The 25,154-nt window shown below is 72.3% G+C and carries 25 protein-coding genes; 14 read left to right on the top strand and 11 right to left on the bottom strand.

Annotation, left to right across the window (positions count from 1 at the left end):
* The first annotated feature begins 128 nt into the window (after positions 1-128).
* From ACFXGI_RS24820 to ACFXGI_RS24785, 8 genes are all read left to right on the top strand, one after another.
* On the top strand, positions 129-782 hold the full coding sequence (locus tag ACFXGI_RS24820; protein ID WP_384710541.1) for an HAD family hydrolase: 654 nt from the start codon (positions 129-131) through the stop codon (positions 780-782).
* Positions 783-825: 43 nt separating this feature from the next.
* A complete protein-coding gene (locus ACFXGI_RS24815; RefSeq protein WP_384710539.1) occupies positions 826-2,055 on the top strand; it encodes an MFS transporter in 1,230 nt (409 codons plus the stop codon).
* Positions 2,027-3,175 (top strand): acetoin utilization protein AcuC, encoded by a 1,149-nt coding sequence (locus ACFXGI_RS24810; RefSeq protein ID WP_384710557.1) that lies wholly within the window; start codon positions 2,027-2,029, stop codon positions 3,173-3,175. Before ACFXGI_RS24815 ends, ACFXGI_RS24810 begins: the two co-directional genes overlap by 29 nt.
* 91 nt (positions 3,176-3,266) lie before the next feature.
* Positions 3,267-4,097, top strand: coding sequence for a phosphatase (locus tag ACFXGI_RS24805; RefSeq protein ID WP_384710536.1), 831 nt, complete (start codon positions 3,267-3,269; stop codon positions 4,095-4,097).
* Positions 4,098-4,211: 114 nt separating this feature from the next.
* Complete coding sequence (locus ACFXGI_RS24800; protein ID WP_158708561.1) at positions 4,212-4,421, top strand: helix-turn-helix domain-containing protein; 210 nt, start codon at positions 4,212-4,214, stop codon at positions 4,419-4,421.
* 140 nt (positions 4,422-4,561) lie between these two features.
* Positions 4,562-4,660, top strand: coding sequence for a 30S ribosomal protein bS22 (locus tag ACFXGI_RS24795; RefSeq protein WP_003948845.1), 99 nt, complete (start codon positions 4,562-4,564; stop codon positions 4,658-4,660).
* A gap of 94 nt (positions 4,661-4,754) precedes the next feature.
* Positions 4,755-5,834, top strand: coding sequence for an NAD-dependent epimerase/dehydratase family protein (locus ACFXGI_RS24790; RefSeq protein WP_384710533.1), 1,080 nt, complete (start codon positions 4,755-4,757; stop codon positions 5,832-5,834).
* Entirely contained in the window at positions 5,834-6,826 is a 993-nt protein-coding gene (locus tag ACFXGI_RS24785; RefSeq protein WP_030869695.1) for a lysophospholipid acyltransferase family protein, read from the top strand. The genes ACFXGI_RS24790 and ACFXGI_RS24785 overlap by 1 nt, the downstream gene beginning before the upstream one ends.
* Before the next feature lie 246 nt (positions 6,827-7,072).
* Here ACFXGI_RS24785 and ACFXGI_RS24780 read toward each other — a convergent pair whose 3' ends face one another.
* The 3 genes from ACFXGI_RS24780 to ACFXGI_RS24770 form a co-directional block, all read right to left on the bottom strand.
* On the bottom strand, positions 7,073-8,272 hold the full coding sequence (locus tag ACFXGI_RS24780) for a DUF5667 domain-containing protein (protein ID WP_384710530.1): 1,200 nt from the start codon (positions 8,270-8,272) through the stop codon (positions 7,073-7,075).
* A gap of 280 nt (positions 8,273-8,552) precedes the next feature.
* Positions 8,553-9,368 (bottom strand): ECF subfamily RNA polymerase sigma factor, BldN family, encoded by an 816-nt coding sequence (locus ACFXGI_RS24775; protein WP_384710527.1) that lies wholly within the window; start codon positions 9,366-9,368, stop codon positions 8,553-8,555.
* A gap of 408 nt (positions 9,369-9,776) precedes the next feature.
* Positions 9,777-10,772 (bottom strand): HAD family hydrolase, encoded by a 996-nt coding sequence (locus ACFXGI_RS24770; protein WP_384710524.1) that lies wholly within the window; start codon positions 10,770-10,772, stop codon positions 9,777-9,779.
* Positions 10,773-10,871: 99 nt separating this feature from the next.
* Between ACFXGI_RS24770 and ACFXGI_RS24765 the strand changes: the two genes are divergently transcribed.
* The 6 genes from ACFXGI_RS24765 (at position 10,872) to hemB (ending at position 17,738) form a co-directional block, all read left to right on the top strand.
* Positions 10,872-11,159 (top strand): glutaredoxin family protein, encoded by a 288-nt coding sequence (locus ACFXGI_RS24765; protein ID WP_384710521.1) that lies wholly within the window; start codon positions 10,872-10,874, stop codon positions 11,157-11,159.
* 273 nt (positions 11,160-11,432) lie between these two features.
* Positions 11,433-12,287, top strand: coding sequence for a redox-sensing transcriptional repressor Rex (locus ACFXGI_RS24760; RefSeq protein ID WP_384710518.1), 855 nt, complete (start codon positions 11,433-11,435; stop codon positions 12,285-12,287).
* Positions 12,284-13,981, top strand: a complete 1,698-nt coding sequence (locus tag ACFXGI_RS24755) for a glutamyl-tRNA reductase (protein ID WP_384710515.1) — start codon at positions 12,284-12,286, stop codon at positions 13,979-13,981. Before ACFXGI_RS24760 ends, ACFXGI_RS24755 begins: the two co-directional genes overlap by 4 nt.
* Complete coding sequence (hemC, locus tag ACFXGI_RS24750; protein ID WP_384710512.1) at positions 13,978-14,946, top strand: hydroxymethylbilane synthase; 969 nt, start codon at positions 13,978-13,980, stop codon at positions 14,944-14,946. The genes ACFXGI_RS24755 and hemC overlap by 4 nt, the downstream gene beginning before the upstream one ends.
* On the top strand, positions 14,943-16,610 hold the full coding sequence (locus ACFXGI_RS24745) for a uroporphyrinogen-III synthase (RefSeq protein ID WP_384710509.1): 1,668 nt from the start codon (positions 14,943-14,945) through the stop codon (positions 16,608-16,610). The genes hemC and ACFXGI_RS24745 overlap by 4 nt, the downstream gene beginning before the upstream one ends.
* A gap of 126 nt (positions 16,611-16,736) precedes the next feature.
* Positions 16,737-17,738, top strand: coding sequence for a porphobilinogen synthase (gene hemB / locus ACFXGI_RS24740; RefSeq protein ID WP_384710506.1), 1,002 nt, complete (start codon positions 16,737-16,739; stop codon positions 17,736-17,738).
* Between the two features lie 64 nt (positions 17,739-17,802).
* Here the strand turns inward: hemB and ACFXGI_RS24735 are convergent, their stop codons facing one another.
* From ACFXGI_RS24735 to ACFXGI_RS24700, 8 genes are read right to left on the bottom strand one after another with little or no spacing between them, the layout of a single operon-like run.
* Positions 17,803-18,117 (bottom strand): hypothetical protein, encoded by a 315-nt coding sequence (locus tag ACFXGI_RS24735; RefSeq protein WP_351778950.1) that lies wholly within the window; start codon positions 18,115-18,117, stop codon positions 17,803-17,805.
* The gene (locus ACFXGI_RS24730; protein WP_384710503.1) at positions 18,114-18,698 is read right to left on the bottom strand and encodes a serine O-acetyltransferase; all 585 of its coding nucleotides are present in this window, start codon (positions 18,696-18,698) and stop codon (positions 18,114-18,116) included. Before ACFXGI_RS24730 ends, ACFXGI_RS24735 begins: the two co-directional genes overlap by 4 nt.
* Positions 18,695-19,693: an isopenicillin N synthase family dioxygenase gene (locus ACFXGI_RS24725; RefSeq protein ID WP_384710500.1), complete on the bottom strand. Its 999-nt coding sequence runs from the start codon at positions 19,691-19,693 to the stop codon at positions 18,695-18,697. The genes ACFXGI_RS24730 and ACFXGI_RS24725 overlap by 4 nt, the downstream gene beginning before the upstream one ends.
* Before the next feature lie 33 nt (positions 19,694-19,726).
* Positions 19,727-20,449 carry a class I SAM-dependent methyltransferase gene (locus tag ACFXGI_RS24720; RefSeq protein ID WP_384710497.1) on the bottom strand — a complete coding sequence of 241 codons (723 nt, stop codon included), beginning with the start codon at positions 20,447-20,449 and terminating at the stop codon, positions 19,727-19,729.
* Positions 20,433-21,545 (bottom strand): pyridoxal-phosphate dependent enzyme, encoded by a 1,113-nt coding sequence (locus ACFXGI_RS24715; protein WP_384710494.1) that lies wholly within the window; start codon positions 21,543-21,545, stop codon positions 20,433-20,435. Before ACFXGI_RS24715 ends, ACFXGI_RS24720 begins: the two co-directional genes overlap by 17 nt.
* A complete protein-coding gene (locus ACFXGI_RS24710) occupies positions 21,542-22,519 on the bottom strand; it encodes a formylglycine-generating enzyme family protein (RefSeq protein ID WP_384710491.1) in 978 nt (325 codons plus the stop codon). The genes ACFXGI_RS24715 and ACFXGI_RS24710 overlap by 4 nt, the downstream gene beginning before the upstream one ends.
* A complete protein-coding gene (gene ribA, locus ACFXGI_RS24705) occupies positions 22,516-23,199 on the bottom strand; it encodes a GTP cyclohydrolase II RibA (RefSeq protein ID WP_384710488.1) in 684 nt (227 codons plus the stop codon). Before ribA ends, ACFXGI_RS24710 begins: the two co-directional genes overlap by 4 nt.
* The gene (locus tag ACFXGI_RS24700; protein WP_384710485.1) at positions 23,196-25,061 is read right to left on the bottom strand and encodes a WD40 repeat domain-containing protein; all 1,866 of its coding nucleotides are present in this window, start codon (positions 25,059-25,061) and stop codon (positions 23,196-23,198) included. The genes ribA and ACFXGI_RS24700 overlap by 4 nt, the downstream gene beginning before the upstream one ends.
* Between the last annotated feature and the right edge of the window lie 93 nt (positions 25,062-25,154).

Raw genomic sequence — 25,154 nt, 5'->3', positions numbered from 1 at the left:
ACTGCAGGGGGGACCCTGTGGGAGAGTAGGACGCCGCCGAACAATCATTGTAGAAAGCCCCGTACCGGGTATCCGGTACGGGGCTTTTCTGCGTTTACGGGCATCTTTTGCGTGCGTAGGGTCGGGGCATGGGCTACGACCTCGTCATCTTCGACAACGACGGCGTGCTGGTGGACAGTGAGCCGGTCGCCAACACGATCCTCGCCGGGTACCTCACCGAGTTGGGGCATCCCACCTCGTACGAGGACTCGCTCCGCGACTACATGGGTGCCGCAGTGCACCGGGTGCACGACCTCGTGCTCGAGCGGACCGGGCAGCGGCTGCCGGCCGAGTTCGACGCGACCCTGCACGCGCGGACCTTCGCCGCGTTCGAGCGGGAGCTGTCGCCGGTCGCCGGCGCCGTGGACGTACTCGGGGCACTGACCGCCCACGGGGTGCCGTACTGCCTGGCCTCCTCCGGGAGTCACGAGCGGATCCGGGTCGGACACCGGGCGGCCGGGCTCGGCGGGTGGTTCGAAGAGGAATGGATCTTCAGTTCCCAGGACGTGGGGAAGGGGAAGCCGGCTCCCGATCTGTTCCTGCACGCGGCCCGGTCCATGGGCGTCGAGCCCGCGCGGTGCGTGGTGATCGAGGACAGTCCGCTCGGGGTGCGGGCAGCCGTCTCGGCCGGGATGGACGTGTACGGGTTCACCGCGATGACGCCCGCCGAGCGGCTGGCCGGGGCCACCGGTCTGTTCGGGGAGATGAAGGAGCTGACGGGCCTTCTGGAACTCCCTGCGTGATCTCTCTACCCACGGGTAGCCCGCAGGCCTACGCTGTGCCGCCATGACAGCTGATGTGCGGCTCCGCCGTGGGCGCGGGTCCCTGGGGTTCAGTTTCTTCGTGCAGGGCGTGACCTTCGCCCTCCTCGTGACGCGGATCCCCGCCATCCAGGACCGGTACGGGATATCCGACGGGCTGCTGCCCGCCTTCCTCGCCGCCGTGCCGATCCTCGCCGGGGCCTCCAGCGTCGCCACCGAGCACCTCGTGAAGCGGGTCGGGGCGGCCACCGTACTGCGGTGGGCGCAGCCGCTCGTCCTGCTCGCCCTGCTGGGTGTCGGTGCCGGTACGCAGATGTGGCACGCGGCGCTGGCACTGGGGGCGTTCGGGCTGTCCGTCGGGGCGCTCGACGCCTCGATGAACATGCTCGGGGTGAGCCTGCAGCGGGCGTACGGGCGTAGCATCATGCTCGGCTTCCACGCCGCGTACAGCCTGGGCGGGATCGTCGGCGCGTCCGCGGCGTGGGCCGGGGCGCACTGGCACCTGTCGCTGTTCACCTCGTACCTGCCGGCCGTGGTCGTGCTGCTGCCGCTCGCGTTCTACGGGTCCCGGTCCTACGTCGACCGGCAGGACGCCGAGGACCGGGCCGCCGCCGAGAAGGGGCTCGGGGCCGGGGGGTTCCGGCTGCTGCTGCCGCTGTGCCTGGTGATGGCGTGCGCGTACATCGGGGATTCGACCGTCTCGAACTGGAGCGCCAAGTACCTCCAGGACGTGCTGGGGAGCTCGGAGCAGCTGGCGACGGTTCCGTACAACGTGTACATGGTGACCACGCTGATCGGGCGGGCCGTCGGGGACCTGGGCGTGCGGCGCTTCGGGGCGGTGGCCGTCGTGCGGATCGGGACGGTGGTCGCGGCCGGCGGGTTCGCGGTGGTGGCGGCCGCGCCCGGGGCGTGGACGGGGATGCTCGGGTTCACTCTGCTGGGGATCGGGCTGTGCGTGATCGTGCCGCAGACCTTCGCGGCGGCGGGCCGGCTCTTCCCGGGTGCTTCCGACACCGCCATCGCGCGGCTGAACATCTTCAACTACGTGGGCTTCCTGATCGGATCGCCGCTCGTCGGCGGGATCGGGGACGCCTGGAGCTATCGGGGCGCGATGCTCGTGCCGATGGTGCTGGTCCTCGTGACACTCTTCCAAGCCCGCTCGTTCGGCGCGGAGGGCGCCCGATACGGTGTCGGGCATGAGCGGCGAGCCGGTGACCGGGCTGTTGATGTGGGACGAGGCGGTAACGAGGTATGACTTCGGACCGAGCCATCCGATGGACCCGGTGCGCCTGGCGCTGACCATGGGCCTGGTGCGCGCCTTCGGGCTGGACCGGGAGATGGAGGTGCGGGCGGCCCGCGCGGCCGGTGACTCGACGCTGCGGCTGGTCCACCGGGAGGACTACGTGGCCGCGGTGCGCGAGGTGTCCGCGGATCCGGGGGCGGCCGACGGATCGTACGGGCTGGGGACGATGGACGATCCGGCCTTCCACGGGATGCACGAGGCCTCGGCGCTGATCGCCGGGCAGTCGGTGGCGGCGGCGGAGGCGGTCTGGCACGGGGAGGCCGAGCACGCGGTGAACTTCGCGGGCGGGCTGCACCACGCGATGCCGGGCGGGGCGGCCGGGTTCTGCGTCTACAACGACGCGGCGCTGGCGATCGCGAGGCTGCTGGAGCTGGGGGCCGAGCGGGTCGCGTACGTGGATGTGGACGTGCACCACGGGGACGGGGTCCAGACGGTGTTCTGGGACGACCCGCGCGTGCTGACGATCTCGCTGCACGAGCATCCGCGCACGCTGTTCCCGCAGACCGGCTGGCCGGAGGAGACGGGCGGCCCCGCCGCGGAGGGTTCCGCGGTGAACGTGGCGCTGCCCGCCGGGACCGGGGACGAGGGGTGGCTGCGGGCCTTCCACGCCACGGTGCCGGAGTTGCTGGAGGAGTTCCGGCCGCAGGTGCTGGTGACCCAGCACGGGGCGGACACGCACTTCGAGGATCCGCTGGCGCATCTGGCGGTGTCGCTGGACGCACAGCGGTCGGTGCAGGAGGCCTGTCACCGGCTCGCGCACGAGTACGCGGGCGGCAGGTGGCTGGCCCTGGGCGGCGGCGGGTACGCGGTCGTGGACGTCGTGCCGCGGTCGTGGACGCATCTCGTGGGGATCGCGGCGCACCGTCCGGTCGATCCGCAGGCGGCGGTGCCGCAGGCGTGGCGGGACGAGGTGTACGCGCGGACGCGGCAGCCGGGGCCGGCCCGGATGACGGACGGGCGGACGGTGGCGTGGCGGGACTGGGAGGCGGGCTACGATCCGGCCGACCGGATCGATCAGGCCGTTCTGGCGACGCGGCGCGCGGTGTTCCCGTTGCGCGGTCTGCTCACCTGAGGCCTGCGCGGGGCGAAGCATCGTTACGCCAACGGTGGGGCTGTTCCCGGGAATTGATGATCGGCCCGGTGGTGTGCGGCAGCATCGGAGGGTGTTGAGCACCGGCGCGCTGCGTGCGCATCTGCTGGCCGCCCGGTTGGCCGGGCCCGTCGCCACGTCGCGGGAGGAGAGTCTGCGCAGCTACCGGTTGTTCGCGGCCCGGGATCCGCGGGTGCTGCTGGGGCTGGTTCCGGAGTGGGGCTGGGGCGAGGGTGACCTGCTGAGGCTGATGGCGGGCAAGTGCGGGGTCTCGGCGGATCCGGCGCACGTCAGAGGGCCGGACGTGATCGATCCGGAGCTGACGCTGGCGGGTCTGGAGGCGTTCGCGGAGCGGCTGCGGGAGGCGGCCGGGGCGCGGTCGCCCGTGTTGTTCGGGACGGGTCATCCGCACCGTCTCCTGGGGTTCTACGCCAGTTTGGCTCGGGCCCTGTCGGCGGTGGGATGTGTTGTGCTCACTCCGGCGCAGGGGGCCCGTGTCGACATGGCGACCCGGTTCGGCGTACGCAGGCACAGCATCGATTACGTACGGGGAGTCGCGTTGGTGCGGGAACCCGGCGCGCGGCCGCCGGGGAGTGCCACCGGCGTGCACACCCATTCACCTCTGCCGGTTCGGATCGCGCTGGGGGCTCTCGCGGAGGCCGGCGGGCCCTTGCCGGAATTGGTGGTGGGGGACCACGGGTGGGTCTGCGGCGCAGGTCAGCTGGGTGTGGAGGCGATCGGGCTGGCGGATACGGACGACCCGGCGCTGTTCGTCGGCGAGGCGGAGGGGCGGGTGGCGGTGGCCGTTCCGCTTGATGACGCGGTGCACGCGGACTACTACAGACCGCTGATTCGCTATGTACTCGATCGGGCGAGACTGCCGGGTGCGCAGGAGTGGCCGTAGCTCCTCTTCCCCACTCGTATCACACGCCCCTACTCTGGGGAGTGAGCGTGCGACGACGAGGAGTAACCGGAGGGGAAGCCGGTGCCCGTCATGCGCGGAAGGTCAAGGTGTGGCATGGCTGCTGGCGAGAGGCCTCTCAGCGAGGTCGTGTTCCTGACCGTGGCAGAGGTTGCCTCGGTGATGCGAGTGTCGAAGATGACCGTGTACCGCTTGGTGCATAACGGTCATCTGCCCGCAATCCGGGTGGGCCGGTCCTTCCGGGTCCCCGAAAACGCGGTTCACGAGTACCTCCGAGAGTCCTATGTGGGGGTGGAGTCGGCCTGAGATTGACCTGCGGTGTCCCTCGGATTACGGGCTCGGAGCTTGGGCGGGTAGGCTAGGCCGACGTAGGTCGTGTGGGCCCAGACGCCCCGCACCGATCTCCGCTAGCGCGGAGATGTTCCGAGAAGTGAGCGAGGGTAGTCGTGGGCTCTGTTATCAAGAAGCGGCGCAAGCGGATGGCTAAGAAGAAGCACCGCAAGCTGCTCAAGCGCACCCGCGTCCAGCGCCGTAACAAGAAGTAAACGGCAGCTGTACGTGTTCTCCGCAGCCCCTCCACCAGACTTTGGTGGAGGGGCTGCGGTGTAGCCGGGGGACGACGAGGAAGGCGCGGAGCTCGTGGGGAAGGTCGTGCTCGTTACCGGGGCTGCCCGGCAGCTGGGGGGCCGCTTCGTGCGGCGCATCCAGCGTGATCCCGAGGTTGCTCGGGTCATCGCGGTCGACGCGGTGGCGCCGCCGCACCGGCTCGGATCGGCGGAGTTCATCCGTACGGACATCAGGCAGTCGTCCATCGCCCGGGTGCTCGCCGAGCACGCCGTGGACACGGTGGTCCATCTCGCCGTGACCGGCGGCGGCGCGGGCGCGGGCGGCACGGGCAGTGCCGTCAAGGAAACCAACGTCATCGGCACGATGCAGCTGCTCGGGGCCTGCCAGAAGTCGCCGACGGTACGGCGGCTCGTGGTGAAGTCCAGTACCGGCGTGTACGGGGGCGCCTCGCGGGATCCGGCCGTTTTCACGGAGACCACGCAGCCCAAGTCGCTGCCGGCGGGAGGCTTCGCCAAGGACGCCGTCGAGGTCGAGTCGTATGTACGGGGCTTCGCGCGCAGGCGGCCGGACGTGGCGGTGTGCGTGCTGCGCTTCGCGAACATCCTGGGGCCGTACGCGGACTCCGCGCTCGCCGAGTACTTCTCGATGCCGGTGATGCCGACGGTGCTGGGGTACGACCCGCGGCTCCAGTTCGTGCACGAGGACGATGTCCTGGACGTGCTGCGGCTGGCGGCGGGGGAGCCCGGGCGCGGGACGCTGAACAGCGGGACCTTCAACATCGCGGGGGACGGGGTGCTGCTCCTGTCGCAGTGCGCGCGCCGGCTGGGGCGGCCGACGGTGCCGCTGCTGCTGCCCGCGGTGACGTGGGTGGGGTCGGCGCTGCGGGCGGTGGGCGTCACCGATTTCTCGCCGGAGCAGATCAGACTGCTGACGCACGGGCGGGTCGTGGAGACTTCGCAGATGCGGGAGGTGCTGGGATTCAAGCCCATGTACACGACCGTGGAGACGTTCGCCGATTTCGCGCGCAGTCGCGGGAAGGGGCTGCTGCCGCCGGAGCAGGCGGGGCAGGTCGTGGACCGGGTTGCCGCCGCGCTGAAGGTGGACAGCTCGAACGTCGGGGTTGCCGGAGCCGAAGAGGGAGCGCAGCGATAGTGGCGGATGCCAAGGTCATTCCGTTCGACGAGGACCGGCCGCGCCGGCGGGTCGCCGGGAGCCGCAGGGTACGGGCGGTGCCCGCTCCGGATCCGGTGGCGGAGGCCGTGGAGGCGGCCGTGGCGGAGCCCGCCGCGGTGGAGTCCGGCGGGGCGGCCTGGGACCGGCGGATCGCCGGCGGGCTGGCGTTCCTGCGGCGCCGGGTCACTGGGGACTACGAGGTCGACGAGTTCGGCTACGACAAGGAGCTGACGGACCAGGTCCTGATGTCCTTGATGCGGCCGCTGTTCGACAAGTACTTCCGGGTCGAGGTCAAGGGCATCGAGAACATCCCGGCCGAGGGCGGTGCGCTGATCGTGGCGAACCACTCGGGGACGCTGCCGCTGGACGGGCTGATGATGCAGGTGGCGGTCCACGACCACCACCCGGCGCAGCGGCACCTGCGGCTGCTGGCGGCGGACCTGGTGTTCATGCTGCCGGTGGTGAACGAGCTGGCGCGCAAGGCCGGGCACACGCTGGCGTGCTCGGAGGACGCGCAGCGGCTGCTGGAAGCCGGCGAGCTGGTCGGGGTGATGCCGGAGGGCTTCAAGGGGATAGGGAAGCCGTTCGGAGACCGGTACAAGCTCCAGCGGTTCGGGCGCGGCGGGTTCGTGTCGACGGCGCTGCGCGCGGGAACGCCGATCGTGCCCTGCTCGATCGTGGGGGCGGAGGAGATCTACCCGATGGTCGGCAACGCGAAGACCGTGGCGAGGCTGTTGGGGATCCCGTACTTCCCGATCACGCCGACGTTCCCTTGGCTGGGGCCGCTGGGGGCGGTGCCGCTGCCGACGAAGTGGACGATCCAGTTCGGCGAGCCGATCGCGACGGACGGGTACCCGCCGGAGGCGGCGGAGGACCCGATGCTGATGTTCAACCTGACGGACGAGGTCCGCGAGCAGATCCAGCACACGCTGTACAAGCTGCTGGTCCAGCGGCGGTCCGTGTTCTTCTGACGGAACGGGCGGTCCATGGTCGGGCGGGCCGGGCCCGGGCCCGGGCCTCGACGGACGGAGTCCGGCGCAGCCGGGCGAAGCCTGTGAGGCCCCTGGGGCCGAGCAGTGCGAGGTCGGCGTCGTGGAGGGGCTCCAGCACACGCTGTACAAGCTGCTGGTCCAGCGGCGGTCCGTGTTCTTCCGACTTTTGCGATACGGCGCAGGCCCTCACCCCGGTCGGGGTGAGGGCCTGCGCCGTGTGCGGTGTTACTCGGTGTCCTCCGCCTGGATGCCCAGGCCCGGGAGGAGGCCCGGGAGCAGGGGCGGGAGGGTGATCTCCGGTGCCACGCGCTCCGGGGAGGACGAGGCCGCCGGGGTGTTCTGGCCCGTGGGCGGGTGGAGGAGGTCCCCCGTGCCGCCCAGGAGGCCGCCTGGGGCGGGTGAGGGCTTGCCGCCGGCGGTCGCCGGCGGGGTCGGGCTGGCCGAGGGCGAGCCCGCCGCCGGTGCGCTCTGGTGCTGCCCGGCCGGAGTGCTCGGTTTGGCCGGGGCGCCCGTGCCGCCGCGGGTCTGCTCCGGGGGCTTCGGGAGCATGCTCTGCAGCGGCGCCACGTCATCGTCTATGGCCTGGAAGACCGACTCGACTTCCCCGCCCACGTCGTTGAGCTGCGCGGGGAGCTTCTCCCGGAGCCGGCCCCACGCGTCGCGGTGGGAGCGGGAGAAGGACGACAGGGTCTGGATCGGGCCGAGCGAGCCGTCCCGTTCGTAGGCCGCCTGGAGCAGTCGGTGGCCTTCGGCCGCGTCGTGCTTCATGCCGTCCAGAGCCCGGCGGATCGCGCCGAGCGATTCGTGGTCCAGTGCGCCCGACCGGCCGCGCTCCATCAGCCTGCGGGCTTCCGACAGGCGGTTGGAGGCCTGGTCGAGGTAGAGCTCGCCCCGGTCCGCGTCCTCGTCGGCCATCCCGAGCTTCAGGTCCTCCATACCCCGTTTGACGGGGTAGAGGGAGTCACCGGGCAGGGCGTCCGTGCTGGCAGCGGCCACGCCGCTGAAGGCCCCCGCGGCCACACCCACGGTGAGGCCGCCCGCTGCGATGCCCTTGGACCAGCGGGAGCGGGGCCGCAATTTCCGGAGCGAGGTCGCCCGGTGGGCGCCACGGCCTGTCCGCTGTTCGGGCATCCGAGGGTCCGAGGCGGCACGGCCCCCGGCCCTCTCTTCCATCACCATGGCCTCCATGGCAGCCACGAGCTGGGCTCGTTGCACCACTTTGACCTCGGGTTCCAGCACCGGGCGCGGCATACGTTCGCCGAGCGCACTCGCCAGGGTCAACAACCGGTCGTGGTCGGCAGGTTCGGCAGGTGCCTCGGACTGCTCGGCCGCCGGGTCCGGTTCCGAAAGGTCGGATGGGGTCCGATCCTCCAGGGCCTGGGCGAAGGCGTTCGCCCGCCGGTGCGGAGTCACGTTCGCGATCACTGGCGGCACCTCCTCTCGTCATGACGATCGACTCCCCAAGGTGTCCGGAAGGTTGCCTTCCTTGAGCACATCCACACTTTCGAGTGAGCGGCTTCGGGCAGGGCGTGTCCACAGGGAGCCTGCATTCCGCACAACGAGCGGCGCGGCACTTGGGTTACGGACGAAGGATGATCGGACCACAGCGTCATCGAGGGGTCACCGGTTGTGTGGATTGTCAGGAGGGTCGGAAGGTGTGGGGGATCCGGGCGGTGCGCGGGTGTGGCGGTGCGCGGCGCGGAGGTCAGCGGGCGTCGTCCGGCAGCAGGCGGGCCAGGGTGCGAACCGCCCGGTACTGGAGCGTCTTGATCGCGCCCTCGTTCTTCCCCATCACCCGGGCGGTCTCGGCGACCGACAGGCCTTGGAGGAACCGCAGGGTCACGCACTCCTGCTGCTGGGGATTGAGCTTGCGCACGGCTTCCAGCAGGGCGGCGTTGGAGAGGGACTCCAGGACGGAGTCCTCGGGGGATCGTTCCACCTCGTTCGCGTCCAGCATCTCGCCCGTGGTCACTTCCAGGCGGAAGCGACTGGACTTGAAGTGGTCCGCGACCAGGTTGCGGGCGATCGTCACGAGCCAGGCGCCGAAGTCGCGGCCCTGCCAGGTGAAGGTGGAGATGCGGCGCAGCGCGCGCAGGAAGGTCTCACTGGTGAGGTCCTCCGCGGTCGCCTTGCCGCCGACGCGGTAGTAGATGTAGCGGTACACCGTGTCGCTGTACTGGTCGTACAGCCGGCCGAAGGCCTCGGCCTCGCCGGCCTGGGCGCGTTCGACCAGGTCCATCATGCGGGCCTGGTCGCTGTCCGCGGTGGGGCGGCGGGCGGCGGGCGCGCTCGTTCCGCTTGCGGCGGCGCCGGCACCTCCTCCCGCGCGACCGCGTCTGCCCACCGTCGCTCCGCCGTCGGTCAGGGCATAGCAGGGACCGGCCGGGCCGAGGCCGGCAGGGACCGCGGCGGCGAAGGCGGGGACGGCGTACGCGGTGGGGACGAAGCCACGCAGGTGGTCTAGGACCGTTGCGCGCAGCGTAGCCAGGCCCGAGGCGTCAACCCCGACAGGTGGGTACACGGGACTCCCAGAGGCAGAGCTTCCATCACGTGCAGTGCGGGACCGTTCACCCGTCGTGGCGACAGATGGCCGGTGGCATGCGTTTGAGGAGAATAACGCTTCGTACAGGCAGCGCTACACCCAGTTGCTCAAATCACCGATTCCGACACTTCTGTTGCGTGTCGAAGGCATATTCAGTCGCAATTGGTGATCGCTTCTTGATCGGTTGGGCGCGCGGAATGGACGCTTCCACGCTGGCTCGCGACCGAGTCGGGCATGCGGGAGTGCCGCGCCGGGCGCGGGGGTAGAGGTGGGGGAATGCCTGCCGCGCAGCGATCCCGAGGCACACGAGAAGCCGCCCGGCGGACGTCCGGACGGCTTCGGTGCAGGCGGCGGCCGGGTGGCGGGCCCGCGAGGGCGTGCCGCGGGCTACTTGCGGCGGCGGTGCAGGGCGATCGCGGCGGCCGCGCCGCCCGCGATCGCGCCGACCCCGGCGGCCGCCGGGACGCCGACCTTCACGGCCTTGCGGCCGGTCCGATAGTCGCGCAGCCGCCAGTCGTGTGCCCGGGCATGCTTGCGCAGTTTTGTGTCGGGATTGATCGCGTACGGATGTCCGACCAGTGACAGCATCGGAATGTCGTTGTGCGAATCGGAGTACGCGGCGCAGCGTTCGAGGTCGAGTCCCTCGGCGGCGGCCAGGGCGCGGACCGCCTCGGCCTTCGCGGGCCCGTGCAGCGGCTCGCCGACGAGCCGGCCGGTGTAGATGCCGTCGACGGACTCCGCGACCGTGCCGAGGGCCCCGGTCAGGCCGAGGCGGCGGGCGATGATCGTGGCGGTCTCCACGGGCGCGGCCGTGACGAGCCACACCTTCTGGCCGGCGTCGAGGTGGGCCTGGGCCAGGGCGCGGGTGCCCGGCCAGATCCGCTCCGCCATGTACTCGTCGTAGATCTCCTCGCCGATCGCCATGAGTTCGGAGACCTTGTGGCCCTTGACGATGGAGAGGGCGCTGTCGCGGGCGTCCTGCATGTGTTCGGGGTCCTCGACCCCGGCGAGCCGGAACCAGGCCTGCTGCCACGCGAAACGGGCGAGTTCGCGGCGGTGGAAGAACTCGCGCTTGTAGAGGCCGCGGCCGAAGTGGAAGATCGCGGCGCCCTGCATGACGGTGTTGTCGAGGTCGAAGAAGGCGGCGGCGAGGTCGTCGCCGGCGACGGGGAACTCGGGCTCGGCCGGTTCCGCTTCCTCGGCGGCCTCCGCTGCCGCGGCCTCGGCGGCTTCCTCGGAGTCGGCCGGTGGTCCGGCGTCCGCGTCGATGACGTCGAGGGTCTGCGCGGTCTTGCGGGCGGCCTCGGCCGAGGCCTCGCCTGCCAGCACGCTCCGCGCGGTTGCGGAGCGCCTACGGGGGGTGAGCCATCCCAGAGCGGCCATGACGCGAGCATAGCCATTGTGTTCGGGAGTTCCCGAACCCGCGGGATGCCGGGGGCGTGAACTCTTCGGTGCCGTGGTGTTACACGGCGGCGCGGGAGAATGGGGGGCATGAGCCCTTTGCTGCGCCGTAAGGAAAAGAAGCGTCCCGGCGAGCGGTTGGTCACGCTCGTCGGGAAGCCGGGGTGCCATCTGTGCGACGACGCCCAGGAGGTGGTCGAGAAGGTCTGCGCGGAAGTCGGAGCGCAGTGGGAGAAGAAGGACATCTCGCACGACGAGGAGCTCTACCGGCTGTACTGGGAGCAGATCCCGGTGGTGCTGGTGGACGGCGAACAGCACACCTTCTGGAGGGTGAACCCGGACCGGCTGCGCCGCGCATTGGAGGGCTGAGCCTCCGGCCGGTTACCATCATGGGCGATTTATGGGGTCTCGGGGGCGTATCGATGAGGAGTGTGTACCGTTTTGCCCCCCTCGGGATTTGAACGGGTTCGGCGTGTTGTGGGTTCCCGCCCCGCGCACCCGGGTCGCGTGACCCCGGTCACTTTGCTCGGACAAAGCGGACACAATCTTTGTGCACGCGTTCACAAAGACATAGCCTGCATTCGACGGGGCGGTCTTGGGACAAGTGACCGCCTGCAGCCCCGCTCATCCCGCAGGAGCATCGTGGCAACTGGCCGAACTCACCGACCGGCGACCCGCAGCCGAGGTATTCCCGAGGCCACTGTCGCCCGGCTTCCGCTGTACTTGCGCGCACTCACCGCGCTCTCCGAGCGATCGGTGCCCACGGTGTCCTCCGAGGAGCTCGCGGCGGCGGCCGGAGTCAACTCCGCCAAGCTCCGCAAGGACTTCTCCTACCTGGGCTCGTACGGGACGCGCGGCGTCGGCTACGACGTCGAGTACCTCGTCTACCAGATCTCCCGCGAACTGGGCCTGACCCAGGACTGGCCGGTCGTGATCGTCGGCATCGGCAACCTCGGCGCGGCCCTGGCCAACTACGGCGGCTTCTCCGCGCGCGGCTTCCGCGTCGCGGCGCTGATCGACGCCGACCCCGCCATGGCCGGCAAGCCGGTCGCGGGCATGCCGGTGCAGCACACCGACGACCTCGAGAAGATCATCGAGGAGAACGGTGTCTCCATCGGCGTCATCGCGACCCCGGCGGGCGCGGCCCAGCAGGTGAGCGAGCGGCTGATCGCCGCCGGTGTCACCTCCATCCTGAACTTCGCGCCGACCGTGCTGTCGGTGCCGGACGGCGTGGACGTGCGCAAGGTCGACCTGTCGATCGAGCTGCAGATCCTGGCCTTCCACGAGCAGCGCAAGGCGGGCGAGGAGGCGGCGGCCAGCGCCGGTGCCTCCGCCGCTGCCGCCTCCGTACCCGGCGACGAGGGCGTCGCCGGGGTCCCGGGCGCCGGTTCCGGTGCGGCCCCCGCCGCGGCCGTCGAGCCGCCGGCCGGGCGGGCCGCCGCCGTCGCACGCAAGAACGGCCCCGAGGGCGACGTTCCGGCGGTGATGCCGGCATGAGTCTGCTCGTCGTAGGGCTGAGTCACCGCAGCGCGCCGGTGAGCGTGCTGGAGCGTGCCTCGCTGTCCGCCGATGCCAAGGTCAAGCTGCTGCACGACACGCTCGCCGCGGAGCCGGCGACGGAGGCGGCGGTGCTCGCCACCTGCAACCGGATCGAGCTGTACGCGGACGTCGACAAGTTCCACGCCGGTGTCGCCGAGCTGTCGACGCTGCTCGCGCAGCACAGCGGGGTGGCGCTCGAGGAGCTCACTCCGTACCTGTACGTGCACTACGAGGACCGGGCGGTGCACCACCTGTTCTCGGTGGCGTGCGGGCTGGACTCGATGGTGGTCGGCGAGGGCCAGATCCTCGGGCAGATCAAGGACACGCTGGCGCTGGGGCAGGAGCTGCACACCGCCGGGCGCCTGATCAACGACCTCTTCCAGCAGGCGCTGCGGGTCGGCAAGCGGGCGCACTCCGAGACCGGGATCGACCGGGCCGGGCAGTCGCTGGTGACGTTCGGGCTGGAGCAGCTGGCCGTACACCTGTCGGTGGACGTGTGGGCCAAGGGCAAGCGGGCGCTGGTGATCGGTGCCGGGTCGATGTCCTCGCTGGCGGCGGCGACGCTGGCGCGGGTGGGCGTCGCCGAGGTCGTGGTGGCGAACCGGACCGCCGAGCGGGCGGAGCGGTTGGTCGAGATTCTGGTTGCCTCAGGCACTGGGGTGGTGGCCAGGGCCGTTCCGATGGCCTCGGTGGTCGACGAGCTGACACGTGTTGACGTGGTCGTCTCGTGTACCGGTGCCACCGGCCTGGTGCTGACCGGCGAGGACGTGGCCGCGGCCGTGGCGGTGGGCCCCGCGGGGCTCGTCCCCTCCCCGGCCCTTCCCGGCTCCCGGGGCTCCGCCCCGGACTCGGCGCCTCAAACCCCGGCGGGGCTGGACGCGGACGTCGTGGCGCGGCTCGCCGCCGCCGCGGCGGCCGGGGTGCGGCTCGCCGACGGCGGGGTCGCCCGGACCATCGTGCCCGGGGCCGGCGAGCGGGACGGGTGTCCCGTCGAGGTGCTCGCCGGGGACGGCCGGGCCGCGCTCACCGGGGTCGACGCCAACTCCCTCGAACTGCACGGCACATGGGCCGACCAGGGCGAGGCCGCCGCGCAGCGCCAGCCCCGCAGGGGCGCCCGCAGCCAGGTCGACGTGGCGCCCGTACGGCTGGCCCTGCTGGACCTGGCCATGCCGCGCGACATCGACGCCGCCGTGCACCGGATCCCGGGCGTGCGGCTCGTCGACATCGAGTCGCTCGCCGAGGCTTCGGCCGACGCGCCGATGGCCGCCGACGTGGACGCCGTACGCGGCATAGTCGCCGAAGAGGTGGCCGCCTTCGGCGCCGCGCAGCGGGCCGCGCACATCACGCCGACCGTCGTCGCCCTGCGGGCGATGGCCGCCGAGGTCGTGGCCATGGAAGTGGCGCGGCTCGACGGACGGCTCCCGGACTTGGACGAACGCCAGCGGGCCGAGGTCACCCAGACCGTGCGCCGCGTCGTCGACAAGCTCCTCCACGCGCCGACGGTGCGCGTCAAGCAGCTCGCCAGCGAGCCCGGGGGCGCCGGGTACGCGGAAGCGCTGCGCGAACTCTTCGATCTCGACCCGCAGACGGTGGCCTCCGTCAGCCGGGCGGATGCGGCAGACAAGAACGACGACTCAGGACGGGCATCATGAATCCACGTCTCGACCAGCCTCTCCGGCTGGGCACGCGGCGCAGCAAGCTGGCCATGTCCCAGTCCGGCCATGTCGCCGACGCGGTGCGGGCGATCACCGGCCGGCCCGTCGAGCTCGTGGAGATCACGACGTACGGTGACGTGTCCCGTGAGCACCTCGCGCAGATCGGCGGCACCGGCGTGTTCGTCACGGCGCTGCGCGACGCGCTGCTGCGCGGTGAGGTCGACTTCGCCGTCCACTCGCTGAAGGACCTGCCGACCGCGCAGCCCGAGGAGCTCGTGATCGCGGCGATGCCGCTGCGCGAGGACCCGCGCGACGCGCTCGTCGCCCGTGACGGGCTGACCTTCGAGCAGCTGCCCGACGGCGCCCGCATCGGTACCGGTTCGCCGCGCCGCACGGCGCAGCTGAACCACTACGCGCGCGCCCTCGGCAAGCGCATCGAGACGGTCGCCATCCGCGGGAACGTGGACACGCGGATCGGGTTCGTGCGCGACGGCGAGCTGGATGCCGTCGTCCTCGCCGCCGCCGGGCTGAACCGGATCGGCCGCGGTGCCGAGGCGACCGACCTGCTGTCCGTGGACAGCGTGCTGCCGGCTCCGGGCCAGGGTGCCCTGGCCGTGGAGTGCCTCGCGTCCGACGCGGAGCTCATCGCTTCGCTCGCCGAGCTCGACGACCCGCACACCCGGGCCGCCGTGACCGCCGAGCGTTCCCTGCTCGCCGCCCTGGAGGCCGGCTGCAGCGCGCCCGTGGGCGCGCTCGCCGATCTTCTGGCCGACGGCCAGGTTGTCAATGAAATGCGCCTGCGCGGCGTCGTCGGAACCCTCGACGGCTCGACGCTCGTGCAGCTGTCCACCACCGGTCCCGTGCCCCAGTCGTACGACGAGGCCATGGCGCTCGGCCGCGAACTCGCGGACGAGATGCTGGCCAAGGGCGCGGCCGGTCTGATGGGGGAGCGATCGCTTTGAACCCCTCACGTCCGACCACCTCCGCTTTTCCGGTCGCCGCCGCGCACGGGCACGTCACCTTCCTCGGTGCCGGCCCCGGTGACCCGGGTCTGCTGACGCTCCGCGCCGTCGAGGCGCTCGCGGCCGCGGATGTACTGATCGCGGAGCCCGAGGTGCTCGAGGTCGTACGCGCGCATGCGCGCGCGGGAGTGGACACGCCGCAGCTGACGATTGCTGACGAAGTGTCAACAGCCGCCGGTGTCCCGGTGATCCGAGATGCCGCCAATCTTGTCATGGAGGCCGCGCGCTCCGGCAGGCGGGTCGTCCGTGCCGTCACCGGCGACCCCGGGCTCGACGGCAACGCGGCCGAGGAGATGCTCGCCTGCGCGACCGGCGGCATCCCCTTCGAGGTGGTGCCCGGTGTCGCGACCGCGGTCGGTGTGCCCGCGTACGCGGGGGTGCCGCTGCGCGGGGGCCAGGGTGCCGACGTGCGGTTCGTGGACGCGCGCAGCGCCTCCGCGCGCTGCTGGAGCGAGGTGGGCGCCAGCGACGGCGTCCTCGTCGTCTCGGCGACGCTGGAGACCGTCTCGAGTGCGGCCGCCGAGCTGGTGTCCGCGGGGCGCAAGCCCGACACCCCGCTCACGGTGACCGTCGCCGGTACGACGACGCGCCAGCGGACCTGGAACGCCACGCTCGGGACCATCGCCCAGGTGTTCAAGCAGGGCAAGGTGCTCCCGTCGCCCGAGGGCGCCCGGCCCGTCATAGCCGTGGTCGGTGAGCACGGCGCCGCCGCGCGCCGCGAGGAGCTGGCCTGGTTCGAGTCGAAGCCGCTGTTCGGCTGGCGGGTCCTCGTGCCGCGCACGAAGGAGCAGGCCGCTTCGCTCTCCGACCAGCTGCGTTCCTACGGTGCGGTGCCGCACGAGGTACCGACCATCGCCGTCGAGCCGCCGCGCACCCCGCAGCAGATGGAGCGGGCCGTGAAGGGGCTCGTCACCGGACGCTACGAGTGGATCGCCTTCACCAGCGTGAACGCGGTGAAGGCCGTGCGGGAGAAGTTCGAGGAGTACGGGCTCGACGCCCGGGCCTTCGCGGGCATCAAGGTCGCCGCCGTGGGCGAGCAGACCGCCGCCGCGCTGGTCGAGTTCGGCGTCAAGCCGGACCTGGTGCCGAGCGGCGAGCAGTCCGCGGCCGGGCTGCTGGAGGACTGGCCGCCGTACGACCCGGTCTTCGACCCGATCGACCGCGTCTTCCTGCCGCGGGCCGACATCGCGACCGAGACGCTGGTCGCGGGCCTGATAGAGCTCGGGTGGGAGGTCGACGACGTCACCGCCTACCGGACCGTGCGCGCGTCGCCGCCGCCGGCGGACACCCGCGAGGCGATCAAGGGCGGCGGCTTCGACGCCGTTCTCTTCACGTCGTCTAGCACGGTGCGCAATCTGGTGGGCATCGCCGGGAAGCCGCACAACGTCACCGTCATCGCCTGCATCGGGCCGGCCACGGCCAAGACGGCCGAGGAGCACGGCCTGCGGGTCGACGTCCTGTCGCCGGAGCCGAGCGTCGGCAAGCTGGCGGAGGCCCTGGCCGAGTACGGCGCGGCGCGCCGCGAGGCCGCCAAGGAGGCCGGCGAGTCGGTGTCCCGGCCGAGCGAGCGCAGGCCGGGGGCGCGGCGCCGCCGCACCACCTGACCGCGGGAAGAAGTCGATCAGGGCCCGGACGCGCCGCGTCCGGGCCCTGACCCGTGCCGGGGAGCCCGGCGGGTACGGCCTACGCTGGATCCCGACTGTTCTCGAAGCTCGAAGAGGCGACTGAGTATGAGCGCGTACGGATCCTTCCCCGGCTCGCGGCCCCGCCGGCTGCGCACCACCCCGGCGATGCGGCGGATGGTCGCGGAGAACCGGCTGCACCCCTCGGACCTGATCCTCCCGGCCTTCGTGCGGGAGGGCATCAGCGAGCCCCTGGCCATCTCGGCGATGCCGGGCGTGGTCCAGCACACCCGCGACACGCTGCGCAAGGCCGCGGTGGAGGCGGTGGAGGCGGGGGTCGCGGGGATCATGCTCTTCGGGGTCCCGGCCGACGAGAACAAGGACGCCCTGGGCACGGCGGGCACCGAGCCGGACGGGATCCTGCAGCTCGCGATCCGCGACGTGAGGGCGGAGGTCGGCGACGACCTCGTCATCATGTCCGACCTGTGCCTGGACGAGTACACCGACCACGGGCACTGCGGGGTCCTGGACGAGCACGGGCGCGTCGACAACGACGCCACGCTGGAGCGGTACGCGGAGATGGCGCAGGTCCAGGCCGACGCGGGCGTCCACGTGGTGGGCCCGAGCGGGATGATGGACGGCCAGGTCGGCGTGATCCGCGACGCGCTCGACGAGACGGGGCACGAGGACGTCTCGATCCTCGCGTACACGGCGAAGTACACCTCCGCCTTCTACGGTCCCTTCCGCGAGGCCGTCGCCTCCTCGCTGCAGGGCGACCGCAAGACGTACCAGCAGGACCCGGCGAACGCGCGGGAGTCGCTGCGGGAGCTGGCGCTCGACCTGGAGGAGGGGGCGGACATGGTGATGGTCAAGCCGGCCGGCCCGTACCTGGACGTCCTGTACCGGGTCGCGCAGGCGGTGGACGTACCCGTCGCCGCGTACCAGATCAGCGGCGAGTTCGCGATGATCGAGGCGGCGGCGGAGAAGGGCTGGATCGAGCGTGACCGGGCCATCCTGGAGACCCTGCTGGGCATCAAGCGGGCGGGTGCGGACACGATCCTGACGTACTGGGCGACCGAGGTCGCGGGCTGGCTGCGCGAGGCGCGCTGAGGACCGGGACCGGGGCCGGGGCGCGACCCCGGTCCCGGTCCGGGACCCGGCTTCGACCACTGCTCTAGCCGCGGCGGTTCACCGACGCGAGGAGGGCCTGGGCCGAGGCGAGGCCGGCGGCGTCGCGCCCGTTTCCGGTGAGGCTGTACGTGATCTCGGCGAGCAGGAGCGAGAGCCGGCCGTCGTTCACCCGGGCCAGCGGTTCGGAGCCCTCCCACACGGCGTCCCGCACGGCGTGCTCGGTGATGCAGCCGACCGGATGTGCGGCGGTCAGCAGCCGGTTGGCGATGCTGCGTTCGAGGTCGGTGGGGGCCCAGTCGCCCGTGTCGAGGTCCTTGGCGAGTTCGAGGGTGCGCTCACGGAGGGTGGCCGGCGTCATGAGGTGCTCCTTGTGGGGTGGGCGGCTGCTCGGACGGGGTCGATGCGGATCGCCCTGCCGGGGGCGGGGAGGTCCCGGAGGATCAGCGAGTGGGCCCGGATCCGGTTGCCGGAGGCGATGGTGACCGGGCCGAGCACGGAGGCGCCGACGCCGATGAGGACGTCGTCGCCGATGACGGGGTGGCGGCGCAGGCCCGGCTCGCCCGCCCGGGACCAGCCGCGCGATCCGAGGGTCACCCCGTGGTAGAGCGTCACGTCGTCTCCGACGCGGGCCGTTTCGCCGATGACCACGCCGAAGCCGTGGTCGATGAAGGCCCGCCGGCCGATCCGCGCACCGGCGTGGATCTCCATGCCGGAGAGCAGCCGGCCCGCGAGGGTGAGCAGTCCGGCGCTGAAGCGGTGGTCGCGCAGGTGGAGGCGGTGCGCGATCCGGTGGAGGGCCAGCCCGTGCCAGGGCGCGTGGAGCAGGGCGTCGCGGCGGCGCGGGCGGGAGGGGTCGCGGGCGACGACGGTGTCGAGGTCTTCGCGGATCTGCCGCAGGAGGGCGATCCGCTGCGGGGTTCCGCGCCCGGCGCCGATCACGGCCGGGCCGCCGCAGCGTGCTGGGAGTGCCTGGTGTGCCGCGAGGGTCGGGTGTGCCGGGTGTGCTGGGAGTGCTGGGAGTCGAGCCGGTTGATCCGGTACATGGTGCGCTGGAACAGGTCCTGCGCGGTCAGGGCCGGGTACCGGTCGGGCTCGCCGTCGGCCGAGCAGCCGCGGAGCGTGGAGAGCACCGTCCACGGGGTGGGGTGGCAGAACTGGACGATGGAGAGCCGGCCGCCGCTCTGCCCGGGGGCGGCGACGACCCGGTGCACGGCGGCCCGGGCCAGGCCGCCGGTGAGCCGTTCCAGGACCATGCCGACGTTGAGCACGGTGTACCCGTCGGGTGCCTCGACCGGGGTCCACTCCCCGTCGATGAGGACTTCGAGGCCGCCGGCGGTGGCCCGGGGCAGCGCGGTGATCAGGTCGAAGTCCTGGTGCTCGACCATCCAGACGTGGTCCGCGGACGGGGCCTGCTCCATCGGCGGGTACCAGGTGGCCCGGTTGACGACGGGGCCGTCCTCCAGCATCTCCTCGAAGTAGCCGGGGGCCGCGCCGAGCGCCCCGGCCAGCCGGCGGACCACGTCGAGCTGGAACCGGGCCGTGCGCAGGTGGAGTTCGCCCAGAGCGGCGCCGATCCCGGGGACCAGCTCGTCGGGGAAGTACGGCTGCGGGTAGCGCGCGGGGTAGCGCTCGCGCAGCGGGTGGGCGTCGGGCAGCGGGGCACCCCAGTGGAACTGCTCCTTCCAGTCGGGGGTGCGGCCCTTCTCGCCCTGCTCGACCAGGGGTGGGAGGTACCCGGACTGCCCGTTGGAGCCGGGCACCCGGCAGTCCGCCTTGACCTCGGCGGGCAGCTCGAAGAACGCGCTGAGCATGGCGTAGGCCTCGTCCAGCAGGGTTTCCGGCACCGTGTTGCGCACCAGGAAGAATCCGTCGCGCAGGGCGCTGCGGATGTGCCGGTCGTCGTTGCTGGCGTCGAGTGCGATCTCCTTGAGCATCGCGGGTCCCTCCTCTCTCTCCTCCCGCGCCGCTCAGACCGCGACGAAGGACAGGGTCAGGTACTTGAGCTGGTGGCCCTCGTACTCGAAGTGGCGGTCGATCTCCAGGCTGCCGGTGAAGCGGAAGCCGTTCGCCTCGTAGAGCTCGGTGACGAGCCGCTCGGTGAGCCACCAGTTCAGCCGCCCGTCCGCGAGGGGGTGCGGGGTGATCTCCCCGTCGGGGCTGAGGAACACGCTGACGACCCAGACCCCGCCGGGGCGCAGCATCTTGCGGCCGTGCTCCACCCAGGGGGCCCAGTCCTCGCGGCGCTGGTGGTGCAGGCAGCCGTTGTCGACGAGCAGGTCGAGGCCTTCGGCCCGGAAGGCGAGGAAGTCGCCCTGGTGGAAGCGGATCGAGCCCTGCGAGACCTCGGGGGTGTCCCATACGTCGAGCAGGTCGAGGCCGGTGACCTCGGCCTCCAGCCATTCGGCGAGGGAGGCCGTCTGCAGGCCGCGGCCGCAGCCGATGTCCAGGACCCGGGCCGGGCCGGAGCCCGGCTGGTGTTCGTCGGTGGGGGCGGCCGCGATCGCGAAGTGCGTGACGCGGTCGTTGGTGGTCGTCCCCGACCAGGAGTCGCGGTTGTTCTTGTACCACTGCTTGAACGAGTTGCGGACGACCTCGCGGTAGCCGCAGTAGTTCCGTTCCGCGTGCTCCGCGTCCGCGGCGCTGTGGCCGGGGACGGTCAGGACTGCGGATGTCTCATGTTCCTGCGGCATGCTCCCACTCCTCGATTGTTCCGCGGCTTGCGACGACCGCGACTGCGTTGCGCCCTCGCGGGCCTTGGTCGACTTCCGCAGAGGCGCCGAGCCAGGCGCCCGCGCCGCTGGCGGAGACGGCGATGCCGTGTTCCCCGCGCAGGTGGCGCATGGCCTGGAGGGCTTGCGGATAGGCGACGGCGGTGAAACTGAAGAAGTCCTGCGGGAACGCGGCGAGCAGGGGCTGGCGCAGGCCGTGGCCCAGCCCGCCCGTGCCGTTCATCCGGCGGGCTCCGGTGGGGGCGCGTTCGTCGCCGTAGACGGCCTCGGCGGGGAAGACCGCCAGGGGGCGGCAGTCGGGCCAGGCGCTGCGCAGGGCCATGGCGGTGCCGGCGAGGCTGCCGCCGGTACCGACGGCCGCGGCCACGGCGGCCGGTTCGACTCCGTAGCCGGAGAGCTGGCCGATGATCTCCGCGCCGGTGTGTTCGCGGTGCAGGGCGGCGCCCGCGGCCGCGCAGTGCTGGAGCAGCAGGTGCCGGTCCTCGCGTTCGGCCACGCGGACCGCCTCGTCCATCGCGCCGAGGAAGCCGGTGCCCTCGCGGGCCGTCGTGACCTGTGCGCCGTGCCGGCGGAGCTGGTCCAGCAGTCGTTCGGGGACCCCGTACGGGGCCACCAGGTGCAGGTCCAGGCCCAGTTGTGCGCACAGTTCGGCCAGGGCCACGGCGAGGCTGCCGCCCGAGTACTCGGCGAGCCGTACCCGGGGGGTGCCCGCCGCGGCCACGGCCGCGCACAACAGGGCGTACGCGGTGCGGGACTTGACGGACCCGGAGGTGTTGGCGGCCTCCGTCTTGAGCCAGACGGTGCCCCGTCCCGCCCGGCTGGGCACGGCGACGAGCGGGGTGGCCCCGATGCCCGGGCGCAGCGCGGCGAGCCGCGGCAGCAGCCGGTGGGCCTCGGCCTCCAGCGGTGCGAAGGCCCGGGTGAGGTCGGCCAGGGCGGGGGCCCGGCCGGCCAGGGCGCGGCGGATGTCGGAGAAGCCGGGGTCGGCGGGTTCGGGGACGCCGGGTTGCGGCCCCGCGAGCGCGGGCTCCGGCCCGGGGCGGACGGCGGTCGTCATGAGGGCCGCTCGCCGGTGGCGAGGCGGAACCCGACGGGGTACAGGGGCCCGGGGAAGGCGCCGTGGCGGCGCCGGGTGCGGGTCAGGTCGCCGAAGCGGGAGAAGGAGCCGCCGCGGGCGATCCGGTAGCTGCCCATCGTCTGTACCAGGTGGTCGGCGACGTAGGGGCCGTCCGGGTAGGGGGCGTACTCGTCGGCGGTGAACTCCTCGACGTTGCCGCCCATGTCGTGGACGCCGTACGGGGAGCGGCCGGCCGGGAACGCGCCGACGGGCGTGGTGGTGTGCACGCCGGACTCGCGGGTGTTGGCCGCCTCCGGGTCGAAGCCGCCGGGCCAGGGGTAGGGCAGGCCCTCGGGTCCCTTGGCGGCGTGCTCCCACTCGGCTTCGGTGGGCAGCCGCCAGGCGTGTCCGGTGCGCTCGGTGAGCCATGCGGCGTAGGCGTCGGCGTGCTCGGGGCGGATCCCGGCCACCGGGTGGTTGGAGCGGTCCCACGGGTAGGCGCCCAGGTACCAGGTGGTGGGGCGCTCCTCCAGGCCGGTGTCGGCCAGGAAGGCGCGGTACTCCCCGTTGGTCACGGGGTACGTGGCGATCCAGAAGTCGGCGATCTCCACGGTGTGCTCGGGGCACTCCTTGAGGATCCAGGACTCCTCCACGCCGACGTGCGCCCAGGCGTTGGTGACGTATCCGGCCTCGTTCCCGGGGAGGCCGATGCGGATGCGGCCGCCGGGCACGTGGCGGGTGCCGGGGCCCGCCCCGGTGGTGGGGGAGGGGATGCGGGGATCGCCGAGCAGGCCGAGGACCTGGCCGGCGGCGAGGCGTTCGGCGGTCGGCAGGTCCGGGTCCTCGACGGCGGCGGCGAGCTCCTCGGGGGTGGTGCCGGGCAGTCGGGCGGGGTGCAGCCTGCCGGGGTCGGCGAGGCCGGCGTTCTCCTTGAAGTGCGGGGAGTCGGCCAGGTCTTCGAGTGAGAGCGTCATGCCGCGGCCTCCTGGAGCAGGGCGATGGTGTGGCCGGCGAGTTCGGCCTTGGCGGACAGGTAGCGGGAGTTCTCCGCGGTGACGTACACGCCGGTGGGGATCACTTCGGTGATCTCGATGCCGTGGGCGCGCAGGTCCCGGACTTTGTCGGGGTTGTTCGTGAGCAGGCGGATCCTGGTCAGGCCGAGGGCGAGGAGCATCGCGGCGGCCGCCGCGTAGTCGCGTTCGTCGTCGCCTCGGCCGATCATGCGGTTCGCGGCGAAGGTGTCGTGGTCCTGCGCCTGGAGGACGTAGGTGTCGAGCTTGTTGTAGAGCCCGATGCCGCGGCCTTCCTGGCGCAGGTAGAGCACGGCTCCGCCCTGGTCGGCGATGCGCTGGAGGGCCTCGTCGAGCTGGGGGCCGCAGTCGCAGCGGGCCGAGCCGAGGACGTCGCCGGTCAGGCATTCGCTGTGCAGGCGTACCAGCGGCGGCGCGGTGTCGCCGGGGGCGGCGGGGACGAGGACCGCGAAGTGCTCGCCGGGGTCGGGCAGGTGGTGGAAGGTGATGAGGTCGGCGCTGCGGTCGCGGACGCGTGAGAGCGTGACGGGCACGCGGGCCCGGACCGCCGCCGGGACCGTTCCGGGGACCGCGGTGTGGGCGGCTTCCGCGACGGCTTCCGGTGTCTCGGCCGAGGTCGTCATGCGGCCACCCGCTTCCGGTCGGCGCTCTGCGCGATGTCGTCGATGTGCAGGGTGTGCTGGATGTGGGCGCCGTACTCGTCGACGGCGACGAAGACGATCCGGCCGTCCCACCCGGCCACGGCGACGCGTCCGTCGGCGAGCTGGAACATGCAGGACAGGCCCTGGGCGAAGCCGGCGAGGACGCGGCCGGAGGCGAGGGTGCCCGCCGAGTCGGCCCAGTCGACCTGCCAGCAGTAGAGGTTGAAGTCGTAGGAGCCGGCCAGGACGGTGGGCTTGGCGGGGTCGCCCAGCAGCGAGACGCACTTGACCGACTCGTCGGAGCCGAGCAGCGTCTGCGGGGCGCCGGCGCCCCAGCCGCTGTCCGCGGTACGGGTGATCCGGCCGACCTTGACGGTGTGGTCGCGGGAGGCGCTGGCGACGACGGAGCCGCCGGGGCCGTGGAGGCCGGCGACGGCGTTGACGAGGTTGCCGTGCTCCCACAGCTTGGTGCGCCCGTGCACGGCGCCCGCCTCGATGGTGCGGTCGGTGGCGGCGGACAGGAAGCCGCCGTCCGGGATGGGGGCCAGGGACTTCACCGATCCGCCGTGTGCCTCGACGCGCTCTTCGAGCCGGAGCGTGGCCGGGTCCAGGACGAGGAACTCGCCGTTGTAGGTGCCCGCGATCAGCCGGCCCCCGTCGAGGGTGAGGGAGGGGATCGGGGCGCCGAGGCGCTCGCTGGAGGTGCGGGTGCCGTCGTGGCGGATGACGTGGCCGGAGTAGGTGCCCGCGTAGATCGTGTCGCCGTCGGTGGCGAGGGACAGGATCGGGCCGTCGGTGAGCTCGATCGGGGTGGCCCGCCGCTGGGCGCCGTTCTCGATGCGGACGGCGAACACGGTGCCGGAGTCCCCGCCGATGAGCAGTTCGTCGCCGCGCGCGGCCAGGGCGTTGGGGCCGTGGGTGGCGCGCTCGGGGCCGGACAGCTCGGCGGCGGTGGCCATGTCGTACAGGTGCGGGGCGTTGCGGAAGGAGCCCGCGGCGACCAGGCCCTGGGCGGCGGCGACGGAGCGCGGCCACACGCGGAGGTCGGCGACGGTGTGCCGGCGCTCGCCGGACCGGTCGAACCAGTGCAGGGAGCCGTCGTAGGCGCCGACGACGAACGCGGAGTCGTCCTCGGCCCAGTCGACGGCGCGGGCGGCGGAAGTGGACACCTCGACGGTCAGTACGTGTTCCAGCTCGCGGGTCAGCAGGTCGACGCGGCCGTCGTCGCGGGCCACGGCGAGGAGGTCGCCGGCCCGGGACCAGGCGCAGCCCTCGATGGAGGAGTCGTAGTGGCGCTTGCGTGCCGGGCCGGCGCCGGAGCCGGGGTCGCTGACGGAGACCAGGCCGTCCTCGCCGACCGTGGCGGCCAGGCCCTCGACGCTGACGGAGACCATCATGCAGTGCGCCTCGTGCGAGCCGACCTCGGTGAGGAAGGTGCCGTCGAGTACGGACCACAGGGTGGCGCGGCCGTCCTCGGAGACGCAGATCAGGCGCTCGCCGTCGGGCAGCCAGGCGACCGAGTTGATGTCGTCGGTGTGCCGGGCCAGGACGTTGACCAGCGTGGCCGGACCCTCCGCGGGGACGCGCCAGATGCCGACCGTCTTGTCGGCGGAGGCCGTCGCGAGAAGGGTCGGGTCGGCGGGGTTCCAGGCCGAGGAGTTGACGAGGCGGCGGTGGCGCAGCGTCGCGGTCTCGGTGGGGCGGGCCGGGTCGGCGGTGCTCCAGACGATCACGGTTCCGTCGTAGGACGAGGTCGCGAGGCGGGAACCGTCCGGGCTGAAGGCCACGTGGGTGATCGGGGCCGAATGTCCGGTCCCCGATTTCGGGATGGAGATGGTGCGCACGCTGTCTCTGTCCTTTGCTTCGGTGTCCGGGAAAGGCCGATTTACGAGGTGGGTGTCCAGTTTCCTGTATGCACGCTAATGGCCGCCCGGAAA

Origin of the sequence: Streptomyces sp. NPDC059355 (assembly GCF_042752335.1) — a bacterium.
GTDB lineage: Bacteria > Actinomycetota > Actinomycetes > Streptomycetales > Streptomycetaceae > Streptomyces.
Note: the sequence above shows the minus strand (reverse complement) of the source record. Positions and strands in the feature narration are given on the sequence as shown.